At 32.7% G+C, this 10820-nt stretch carries 8 protein-coding genes; 7 read left to right on the top strand and 1 reads right to left on the bottom strand.

The annotated features are described in order from the left end of the window. Nucleotides 1-171 precede the first annotated feature (171 nt). The 4 genes from IMCC3317_RS07725 to nfsB all read left to right on the top strand — a co-directional run bounded on the left by IMCC3317_RS07725 (nt 172) and on the right by nfsB (nt 3861). Nucleotides 172-1203 carry a hypothetical protein gene (locus IMCC3317_RS07725; protein ID WP_160128955.1) on the top strand — a complete coding sequence of 344 codons (1032 nt, stop codon included), beginning with the start codon at nt 172-174 and terminating at the stop codon, nt 1201-1203. Between the two features lie 159 nt (nt 1204-1362). Further along, nucleotides 1363-2235 (top strand): AraC family transcriptional regulator, encoded by an 873-nt coding sequence (locus IMCC3317_RS07720; RefSeq protein WP_228054986.1) that lies wholly within the window; start codon nt 1363-1365, stop codon nt 2233-2235. 84 nt (nt 2236-2319) lie between these two features. Next, the gene (locus IMCC3317_RS07715; RefSeq protein WP_160128954.1) at nt 2320-3186 is read left to right on the top strand and encodes a nuclear transport factor 2 family protein; all 867 of its coding nucleotides are present in this window, start codon (nt 2320-2322) and stop codon (nt 3184-3186) included. Nucleotides 3187-3201: 15 nt separating this feature from the next. Beyond that, the gene (gene nfsB / locus IMCC3317_RS07710) at nt 3202-3861 is read left to right on the top strand and encodes an oxygen-insensitive NAD(P)H nitroreductase (protein WP_160128953.1); all 660 of its coding nucleotides are present in this window, start codon (nt 3202-3204) and stop codon (nt 3859-3861) included. Nucleotides 3862-3953: 92 nt separating this feature from the next. Here the strand turns inward: nfsB and IMCC3317_RS07705 are convergent, their stop codons facing one another. Continuing rightward, entirely contained in the window at nt 3954-5516 is a 1563-nt protein-coding gene (locus IMCC3317_RS07705) for an IS1182 family transposase (RefSeq protein WP_160128952.1), read from the bottom strand. Between the two features lie 356 nt (nt 5517-5872). Here IMCC3317_RS07705 and IMCC3317_RS07700 point away from each other — a divergent pair, with 356 nt between their 5' ends. From IMCC3317_RS07700 to IMCC3317_RS07690, 3 genes are all read left to right on the top strand, one after another. Beyond that, nucleotides 5873-6775 carry an IS1595 family transposase gene (locus IMCC3317_RS07700; RefSeq protein ID WP_160128951.1) on the top strand — a complete coding sequence of 301 codons (903 nt, stop codon included), beginning with the start codon at nt 5873-5875 and terminating at the stop codon, nt 6773-6775. Nucleotides 6776-6871: 96 nt separating this feature from the next. Continuing rightward, nucleotides 6872-7390, top strand: coding sequence for a hypothetical protein (locus IMCC3317_RS07695; protein WP_160128950.1), 519 nt, complete (start codon nt 6872-6874; stop codon nt 7388-7390). 333 nt (nt 7391-7723) lie between these two features. After that, nucleotides 7724-10786: a T9SS type A sorting domain-containing protein gene (locus tag IMCC3317_RS07690; RefSeq protein ID WP_160128949.1), complete on the top strand. Its 3063-nt coding sequence runs from the start codon at nt 7724-7726 to the stop codon at nt 10784-10786. The last annotated feature ends 34 nt before the right edge of the window (nt 10787-10820 follow it).

Below are 10820 nucleotides of genomic sequence, written 5' to 3'. Positions count from 1 at the left end.
TATGCTGCTTTTTTGGAGTACTAACAGGAAGTTTTTTATTGATACATTAAAAATCTTACTTTTTTATTTGATTTTACATTAAATTCTTTTAGTTTTATTTTCTTAACTAAGTTTATATAAAAATTAGTTTTAGTTATAGTAGAAATAATAGGGATTTCTGTTATATATACGTTGGCTATAATACAAAAAAAAATGAGGAACATTGCAATCTTAATATTAATATTTTCTTCAGGATTGTTATATTCTCAACAAAATAAAAAAATAGTTTTAGAACAAATTTCTGTTTTATCAAAAAAAAATGATTCACTTCAAAATCAACAATCAAAGACGGATTTAGAAATTATAAAACTGAATAGTTATAACAAAAACATATCAGAAAAATTGACTCAGTTGGAAACAGAAATCTCATCAATTGAAGAACAAAACAATACGAATAAAAATAATACCAAAATAGGAGCATTAATTCTACTTTTTGGACTTTTGTTAGAAGTATTAGGAGTTATATTTCTTTCAAGTGATAGTTTGTCAAAAAAAACGAGAAAAATTCGACCGGTGAAAGTTGAATATACTATTTCAAATTCGGGTGGTAACAGAACTCTAGAATTGGAAATAATCACTTTACAAATAATTGGAACAATATTTCTTGTATTTGGTTTTGCTTTTCAGTTTATAGGAACTTTACTGGTACTTACAAGTGATTTATTAATTAACTCATTAGGTATAATCTCAATACTTATAGGAATTTTTATATTTAGTTATATTGTAGTTAAATACATTGGAAAAGAAAATATTTTCGAAAAATTAAAAACCACGTTTAAAAATTTCAGAGGAATAATAATGTTTCGTTTGGAAAGAAAATTCCATAAACGAAAAGAAGTTGTCTGTGAGACTTGCTATAAAACTGTGCCAATTTCGCAAGCTACAGTTGGATATTTAAACCCAAAAAAAATGGACCATTACGAACATCCAAGACATTTGCATATTGGTCACGAAAAATGTATTGACCCAATATTTGAAATTAGCAGACAAAACCCAAGTGATAATTATAGTGTAGTTTCAAAACCTCTGACTGAATTTTTGAAAAACGATTTCGATGAAATAAAAGAAATATTAAAAATTACAACGGAAAAACACGGAGATTGGGATACTGAATTTAAACAAACAGTAATTAGAATATCCGAAATAGAAAAGTACTATATCTAACACCGTATATATTTTATTGCTAGTTCTAGCCTACTTACGAAAATCCTCGCGGATTTTCTATTCGGTTTTTATTTGCTAAATTACGTGTTAAACCAAGTAACAAGACATACACAAAACCGTTAAACACAAAGCGGAAAAAACCACAGAACGAACATCAAAGTGAAGGAGAAAATTCAAAAATATGATTTCAAAGAAGGACTTCCACAGGAGTTTGAAATCATTGGTTTTGATTTTCTTTTTAATGAGTTTCCAGACGATGTTACAAAACCACACAGAACAGAATTTTACCAAATTCTATGGTTTCAAAAAGGTTCACCAACACATTTGGTCGATTTTAACCCAATAAAAATCAAACCAAATTCATTACTTTTTATAAATAAAAATAGCGTTCAACTTTTTGATAATGAAACGAGTTTCAGCGGAAAGATGATTTTATTTACAGACAGTTTTTTCTGCAAAACGAAAATGGACACTACATTTTTGAGAAGTAGTAATTTGTTCAATGATTTACTTTCTGTTACTCAAATTAATGTTTCAGAAATAAATTCAACTTTTACAACTATTTTTCAGCAATTGGAAACCGAATTGCAGCATTTTAAAGACAATTATCAATCGGACATACTTCGTAATGATTTACGAAACCTTTTGTTGCATTCCGAAAGAGAAAGAAGAAATCAAAATTTTGTAGAATTAAAAAAAGATGCAGACTTTGATTACGCTCTGATTTTAAAAGACCTTTTGGACAAAAATTTTATAAACCATAAAAAAGTTAGTTTTTATTCTCAAAAAATGCATTTGACATCTAAAAGGTTGAACCAAGTCACGACAAAAATATTCGGAAAAACACCGAAAGAAATTATTGATGATAGAGTCTTACTTGAATCCAAAAGAATATTGGCACACACAAATGAAAGCATCAAAGAAATTGCTTTTTCGTTAGGTTTTGAAGAACCTACCAACTTTATCAAATACTTCAAAAAACACACAGATAAAACACCTGTTGAATTTAGAACAGCATTTACTTCGGCTTAAAAGTATCACTTAAAGGACTGTTTTTATCGTTTCTTTTCTTCTACTTCATTGCAACTTTACAGTATCAATTTAAAACAACCAATAATGAAAAAGATACTAGTAAGTGCAACGATAATTTTGGCAATTGGTTTTACAGCCTGCAATAGTCAAAAAACAAGTTCAAATATCAAAAAAGTAGAAAAAATGGAAATTTCAAATAAAGAAAAAGTAATTGCACTTTTAAAAAGCATAGAGACTGGCGCTCAAGAACCTGTAGGTTATATCAACCCAGAAAAATACATTCAACATAATCTTGGAGTTGAAGACGGACTTGCTGGATTTGGAGCATTATTGCAACAACTTCCACCGAATTCTGCGAAAGTAAACACAGTTAGAGCTTTTGAAGATGGCGATTTTGTTTTTACTCAAACTGATTACAACTTTTTCGGACCAAAAATCGGTTTCGATATTTTCAGATTTGAAAATGGAAAAATAGTTGAGCATTGGGACAATTTACAAGAAACACCAGCAAATCCAAATCCGAGTGGTAACACAATGATTAATGGAACAACCGAAATAAAGGACATTGACAAAACTGAAGAAAATAAAACAATTGTAAAAAACTTTGTCAATGACATTTTAGTTAATGGCGAAATGGATAAATTAGTTGGAAATTTTGATGGAGACAATTATATTCAGCACAATCCACAAATTGCGAATGGACTTTCTGGACTTGGAAAAGCATTGGAATATATGGCTTCGCAAGGAATTACTATGAAGTACGACAAAGTGCATAAAGTTTTGGGCGAAGGTAATTTTGTATTGACAGTTAGCGAAGGTTCGTTTGCTGATACAGCAACTTCGTTTTACGACTTGTTTAGAGTTGAGAATGGAAAAATAGCTGAACATTGGGACGTTTTAGAAACTATTGCACCAAAAGCAGAATGGAAAAATAATAACGGAAAATTTTAATAAAATAAAAACAATATGAATGTAATTAAAGCATTAAACTGGAGGTATTCCACAAAGGATTTTGACCCAAATAAAAAAATATCTGAACAAGATTTTGCAAAAGTAAAAGAGATTTTAAGGATGAGTCCTTCAAGTACAAATTTACAACCGTGGCATTTTGTTATTGCAAATTCAGAAGAAGGCAAAAAGAGAATGGCGAAAGGAACTGAAGGATTTTTTCATTTCAATACACCAAAGGTTTTAAATGCTTCACACGTAGTTTTATTTTGTTCTAGAATAACTGCAAATGAAGAGTATATGCAACACCTATTAGATGTTGAAGACAAAGATGGTAGATATCCTAATGAAGAAATAAAAAACGGAATGCACGGAGGCAGAAATATGTTTGCCGATATTCATAAATACGATTTAAAGGATTTACAGCATTGGATGGAAAAACAAGTGTATCTAAATATTGGTAACTTCTTATTAGGTGTTGCAACTCTTGGGATTGACGCGTGTCCAATGGAAGGACTTGATATGAAAGCACTTGATGAAGAATTTGGTTTGCGTGAAAAAGGATTTACAGCAATAACAGCAGTTTCTATAGGCTATAGAACTGAAAGTGATTTCAATACTACAGATAAAACGCCAAAATCAAGACTTTCGGAACAAGAAACTATGACAATTCTATAACGGAAAAAGTCCAGTGCCTAACAATGGTGACTGTTGCACAAGTCTATAAAAACAACAAAATTAATATAAAAAAAGCCCTTTTAAGGGCTTTTTTAGGTTTTTAGTAAGTATACATTTGAATAATTTACATGGCTTAAAATAGTTGCTATGAAGTTTTGAGTTGCTTTTAGTTCTGAAAAAATAGCATTGCCTATTTTGGCTGCACTTTTTGCCATTTTTGTAACGAACTTTAGGTATTTCTTCAGATTATAAGCAATCGCTGACATATGCATCACTTTATTTGCTTGCTTTATTCCCAAAGTATTAACTTTTCTGAGTCCCATATATTCCTTTAGCGTACCAAATACTGGTTCTACTGTGCTTTGACGTTTTCTCTTCATATAACGTCCTTGATTGCTATGGACTCTAGCAATGTTTCGTTCATATTCTTCCACATAATAGGTTATCGTAATACGCTTTTCTTGACTCTTCTTTAAACAAGTGCTTCTTAGTGGACAACCGATGCATACTTTTTTTGAGGCACGATATTCTTTCTTTTTATTGTTATTTACTCCTTCATAAAATACCTTTTTAAAAGGAATAATCTTTCCTTGTGGACACACATAATGATCCGATTCTTTGTCATATATAAAATCATCTGGACCACCTTTGTAAGTACCATGCGGTGGAATGTAACTTTTTAAACCTTGAGATTCTAAAAAGGCATAGTTCTCGCCGCTACTATACCCAGTATCTGCCACTAGATTTTCCCATAATAATCCTCCTTTTCGCAAACGTCTTTGAGTTCTAATAGTTATATCTTGCAAATACTGATTGTCTCTCTTATCAGCATGATATGCCTTAATATCGCTAATCACATGATGTGCGGTGTCTACACTGAGTTGACTCATGTAATTGAGCTTTCTTGCTTTGCCAGGTTTTACACTAATGCGAGCATCAGGATCTGTGGGACTGTAATGCGTTTTGTTACTGGTATACCGACTTCCTTTATTGCCTGCGCCTGTTCGTTGATCTTGATCCTTTGCCCATTTCTTGTTCCTTGATGTGATAGCTTTGAGTTCCTGATCGTTAGCAGTAATAACCTGTTGTTCTTTACTTGCCTTGTTTTGAACTTGACGATCTCGGTAACTCTGAACCCGAACTTTGGATAAATGTGCGTCCAATTCTTCTTCAGGAACTTTTAACTCCAAGCTATCCATCGAAGCATTCGCTTTTATTGGTGCGGAATCGATTGCCTGTGTGTGACCGCTTACCATTCCTTTGTCTACACAAAGCATGAAAACTCGTGTAAAAACTTCTTCAAATATTGATTCAGGGAATAACTGTCGCGTTCTACTTATCGTACTATGCCATGGAAGTTCTTCATCAATATCATACCCCAGAAAATACAAAATATCCAAGCGTAGACTACAATGCTGAATCAACTTACGATCACTAATAATATTTTCTAAATAACCAACCAAACATAGTTTAAAGAACACAACAGGATCAATGCTTTTTTGTCCGCTACTTCCGTAATAGACTTTGGTAAGTTCATACAAATAATCTAAATCTAACTCAGAAGATAAACGACGATAAAAATTTTCTTTTGGAATTCGATCACTTAGTTGAAAATTGTTGAATAGTTTTTCTTGATAGATTTTTTTGCCTTGCATATATCAAGATACGAAATTTATCAATATCTTAGACTTGTGCAACAGTCACAATATATATCGGTTGTGCATTTTGATAAAATTCGTCGATTCGAGTGAATTTTACGATTGAAAATGAGTAAAATTTGTATCGAGAATAGAATTTTTTACACTAAACAGGTTCTCGATACGATTTTTCGTGCCTCAAAATCACTCGAACTGACGCTTCATTATTCTTTTGAATTCAAAATGAAAAACTGGTTAAAATCTTACTTTTTCGTTTGATTTCACATTAAATTCTTTTAGTTTTATTTTCTTAACTAAATTTATTGAGTTAGTCATTTAACTTCCGTATCTTGTTATCAATAAAAACGGAGTTTATGGAAGCATTTAAAGGACAAAATATACTGAGCTTTATAAAAGAATTGCCAGATGATGAAGCCTGTAAGGCTTATTTGGCTAAAATAAAATGGCAAGATGGTTTTAAATGTATGAAATGTGGTCATACAAAAGGTTGTGAAAAATCTGGATATAGGTATCATTGTTATAGTTGTAATCATGTGGAAAGTGCTACAGCAAATACGTTATTTCATAAGGTGAAGTTTGGATTACAAAAAGCATTTTGTGTAGTATTTGAAATGAGTACAAGTAGTAAAAGTGTATCAAGTATTCAGATGGGTAAGCGCTTCAATATTCGACAAGGTACCGCTTGGTTTTTTATGCAAAAAGTTAGAAAAACAATGAAGAGTAGCCAACAATATCCTTTATCAGAATTAGTTCATGTAGATGAATTTACGGTAGGTGGAAAAGAAGAAGGTAAACAAGGTAGAAGCTATGATTCTAAAAAGAAAAAGGCAGTAATAGCAGTAGAACTGAGCAAGAAACATCAAATTAAGCGAGTATATGTAAGGTCTATTGATGATTACTCAGCCAAATCTTTAACACCAATATTTGAAGAACACATAAGTACAACGGCACAAATAGTGACCGATAAATGGAGAGGATATTCACCTTTAAAAAAGGATTATAAAATTGAACAAAAATTTAGTAACAATGGTAAGAATTTTAAGGAATTGCATATTGTAATCATGCAATTGAAATCTTGGTTAAGAGCCATCCCAACTCATGTTAGTAAATGGCATGTCCAAGCTTACTTTGATGAGTTTTGTTTTAGAATTAATCGTTCTCAATTTAAAGAAACTATTTTTCATAAAACTATAGAAAGAATGGTTATTGCAAAACCTATTTATCATAAAAACATTAAACGGATACTAAGTGTGTAACTCAATAAATTTATATGAAAATTAGATTTAGTTATAATAGAAATAAAAGGAATTCCTGTTATACATACGTTGTGTTTAATTTAAAAGACCGATAAAATGAAACCACTTTTATTAGTGTTGATCTTAACACTATTCAGTTGTTCCAATAAAACATATAAAAATGTAGATTGGATGATTCAAATAGACTTATCAGGCACAGATTTTACTTTTGAGAACAAAGTAGATAATGACAGTTTATTGAATTCAAATTTTTCGACATTTAAATTACCACAGATTCATTGCTCTGTTGAAAACATTGATTTCCAGCCAGAGTTCAGAATTTATGATAAATACTTGATTTCCGACACATTAAATTATCGACAAATATCAGATTCACTTTCTTACTATTTGAAAAATAAGTTTGAGATATTACAATCAATGATGAGTCCTGATGATTATGGTCAGTTATTCAAATTTGTTGTACAAGGAGAAAATATATATTTATATCAATATAATTTGATTGATTTACAGAATAAACACTATTTGATACAGTATGTATCAACTTATGGGACAAAGAGAAAACTAGATAAAGATTTAAAAAAATTAATCAAACAGATTGAACCAATAAAAAACTAAAAACACCTCTAGAAAAGCACTCTTTCTTTTGCATCTGCTTGTCACACTGAGCATTATTGAAATTAAAATATATTTTGATTGAAGATACCGAGCGAAGCTATCGCAATGTTGGGCGAACAAAGTAAAAGAAAATAGAAAACGAATAAATGTGCTTCTATTTTCAATGAAATATTTTATACAAAAAACTCAAATCGGAGAAACACGTAGTTTATCTAAACAGAAAGTATATCATACCAAAAATGTATAAATCGTGTCGGTTTATACATTTTTTTTATGTAATTATCTAAAAGGAAGTACTTTCAGCCTTGTAAAACTAAAATCAGGGCAAACTACATGAAAGTAAAATTACTTTTCTCAGCAATATTATTATTCGCTATTCACAATACGTATGCGCAACCAGCTAATAACGATTGTGCAGACGCAGAAACAATTTCGGTAACAACCACAGGAACAACGTTAGTAAGTTTCAACAACGCAACAGCAACACAAAGTTTGCTGAGCAGTTGTGACACTTCCCCAACAACATATCCAGATGTTTGGTATCAATTTACGATGCCAGTTTCTGGAAACATCCGAATTACAGGCGTCAACTTTGCTGATGGTTTTTCATTATATAATACGTGTGGAAGTGCAGAAATTGCCTGTTTTTACAGTACTGGATTCTTTTACAATATTCCCGCGGGAGATTATAAATTAAGAGCTGTTAGTGTTGCCAGTCAAGCTGGATCGGACAGTTTTTCAATTCAAGCTTTTGAAACCGCAACCAATGACGAATGCGCAAGTGCCGAAGTTATCACTGATAATATCACAACACCGCGCACTATTATTTTTAACAATGCACGTGCGACAGAAAGTCTACAAAGTAGTTGCGATACAAACAGTTCATTAAATTATCTTGATTTATGGTATGAATTTACAATGCCAGTTACAGGAAACTTACGAATCTCAGGAGTGAATTTCGCGGATGGATTTACATTATATAACAACTGCGGAACTGTTCCAACGGAAGTTGATTGTTTTTACGACGATCACTTTGTGTACAATTTGCCAAGCGGAACATATACATTACGTGTGGTAAGTACAGATGGAAACGCAGGAAGCGACAGTTTTGTAATTCAAGCATTAGAAACTGCTGCAAATGACGAATGTGCAACTGCGACAGTAATTATGGATGATATCACAAATCCTGTACTAATCTCATTCAATAATGCAGCAGCAACACAAAGTTTACAAAGTAGTTGCGATAGCAATAGTGCTTTAGAATATCTCGATTTATGGTACGAATTTACAATGCCAGTTTCTGGAAACTTACGAATCTCAGGAGTGAATTTCGCTGATGGATTTACATTATATAACAATTGCGGAACGGTTCCGACGGAAGTTGATTGTTTTTATGACGATAATTTTACATACGGATTAACCGCAGGAACGTATACATTACGTGTGGTAAGTACTTCAGGTAATTCAGGATTTGATAATTTTACGATGCAAGCTTTTGCAACAGCACCAAATGACGAATGCGCCAATGCGGAAGTTATTACAGCAGATATTTCTTCAGCAACAACAATAAACTTCAACAATGCAAACGCCACACAAAGTTTGCAAAGTAGTTGTGATAGCAATGCTTCGTTAGATTATCTTGATTTATGGTACGAATTTACGATGCCAGTTACAGGAAATCTACAATTTTCAGGAGTGAATTTTGCCGATGGTTTTACATTATATGGCAACTGCGGAAGTGTTCCGACGGAAATTGACTGTTTCTATAACAATCATTTTGTCTACAATTTAGCTGCCGGAACGTACACATTACGAGTTGTGAGTTCAGCAGCAAATTCAGGAAACGATAGTTTTATAATACAAGCGTTTGAAACGGCAGCCAATGACGAATGCGCAACTGCGGAAGTTATTACGGCAGATATCACGACACCAACTACAATCAACTTTAACAATGCCACCGCAACACAAAGTTTACAAAGTAGTTGTGAAGCAAGCGGAGCAACGTATTTAGATTTGTGGTATGAATTTACAATGCCAGTTACAGGAAACATTACAATAACAGGCGTGAATTTCGCCGATGGATTTACATTATATGATAATTGTGGAACAGTTCCGACAGAAATTGACTGTTTCTACAACCAAAAAATAATGATCGGAATTACTGCCGGAACGTATACTTTACGTGTTGTAAGTAATGAAATTTATGCTGGCGCAGATAGTTTTGTAATTACGGCGTATGAAGCGGTTACAAATGTAGATTGCGCTTCCGCAGAATTGATTCAGGTAGCGGCAATTGGCGACTGTGGCTCACAAATTGTCATGTCGGAATTACGCGGTTCAACCGTTGCTTCTTCGGTAGGAAGTTGCCAGAATGGATCGCAAACTTGGTTGGACACTTGGTATACGTTTGAAGCAACATTGACAGGAAATATAGCACTCAACAGTAATTCTTTCTTTAACAACTTTGCAGTATATGATGCTTGTGGCGGAACAGAAGTTGCTTGTTTTACTGACGACGGTTCAATTCCTGTACTATTCGGAAATACTTATTACATACAAGTTTCTAGAGTAGAATCTAGTCTTGCAACTGTTACGTTTTGTTTAGAAGGTGCGCCAGTTGTAGCCACAGGAACAGCAGGTGTTTGTGAAAACATGCCAACAGTAGAAATTTCGGTTGCAGAAGGAAATACAAACGAATGGGTTCCAATTTTAGATGCATCAAACAATATAGTAGCGGCACTAAACGCTAACGGAAACGACTTAGGAACTATCACAACAACATTATTTATAGACATTGCTGATACTCGAGACTTCTCAGGGCAACCGTATTTACGGAGGGAAGTCTCCATCAGTTCTCAAAATGCACCTTCAAGCAATGTAAATGTACGTCTATACGTACTAGGTGATGAGGTTGATGATTTGATTCTTGCAGATAGTAATTTAGCATCTGTCAATGGGTTAGAAGTCATGAAAGTAAACGGAAACACCTGTTCTTCAGGATATGTTTCTGGAGGCGATTTTATAACTGCAGGAGTAACTTCCTATCAAGATGATTATTATCTTCGGTTCAATACAAATTCGTTCTCGGTTTTCTATCCAACATCTACAAATTTGGATGGAACGTTAAGTATTCCATCTACAGAAACAAATAATTTTGGAATTACAATTGCGCCAACAGTAACTGACGGAATTGTATATATAAAAGGATCAACAACACTTACAAACGTTACTGTAAACGTGTTTGATATCACAGGAAGAAAAAGCTATCAAACAACTTTTGATACTCTTGATCAAACCAATCAAACCATCAATTTAAGCGGTTATCAAGCAGGAATGTATTTCATGAAAATTTCACACAATAACAAACAATTCACTAAACGAATCGTATTAAAATAGTTAGTAATCTGATATTATCTAACTAGAGTGTCAC

Source organism: Kordia antarctica, from assembly GCF_009901525.1.
GTDB classification, from domain to species: domain Bacteria; phylum Bacteroidota; class Bacteroidia; order Flavobacteriales; family Flavobacteriaceae; genus Kordia; species Kordia antarctica.
Note: the sequence above shows the minus strand (reverse complement) of the source record. Positions and strands in the feature narration are given on the sequence as shown.

Excerpts from the sequence above, each read along its gene's own strand:
- nfsB (WP_160128953.1), top strand. The coding sequence starts at position 3,202 with ATGAATGTAATTAAAGCATTAAACTGGAGGTATTCCACAAAGGATTTT.
- IMCC3317_RS07695 (WP_160128950.1), top strand. The coding sequence starts at position 6,872 with ATGAAACCACTTTTATTAGTGTTGATCTTAACACTATTCAGTTGTTCC.
- IMCC3317_RS07700 (WP_160128951.1), top strand. The coding sequence starts at position 5,873 with ATGGAAGCATTTAAAGGACAAAATATACTGAGCTTTATAAAAGAATTG.
- IMCC3317_RS07690 (WP_160128949.1), top strand. The coding sequence starts at position 7,724 with ATGAAAGTAAAATTACTTTTCTCAGCAATATTATTATTCGCTATTCAC.
- IMCC3317_RS07715 (WP_160128954.1), top strand. The coding sequence starts at position 2,320 with ATGAAAAAGATACTAGTAAGTGCAACGATAATTTTGGCAATTGGTTTT.
- IMCC3317_RS07705 (WP_160128952.1), bottom strand. The coding sequence starts at position 5,516 with ATGCAAGGCAAAAAAATCTATCAAGAAAAACTATTCAACAATTTTCAA.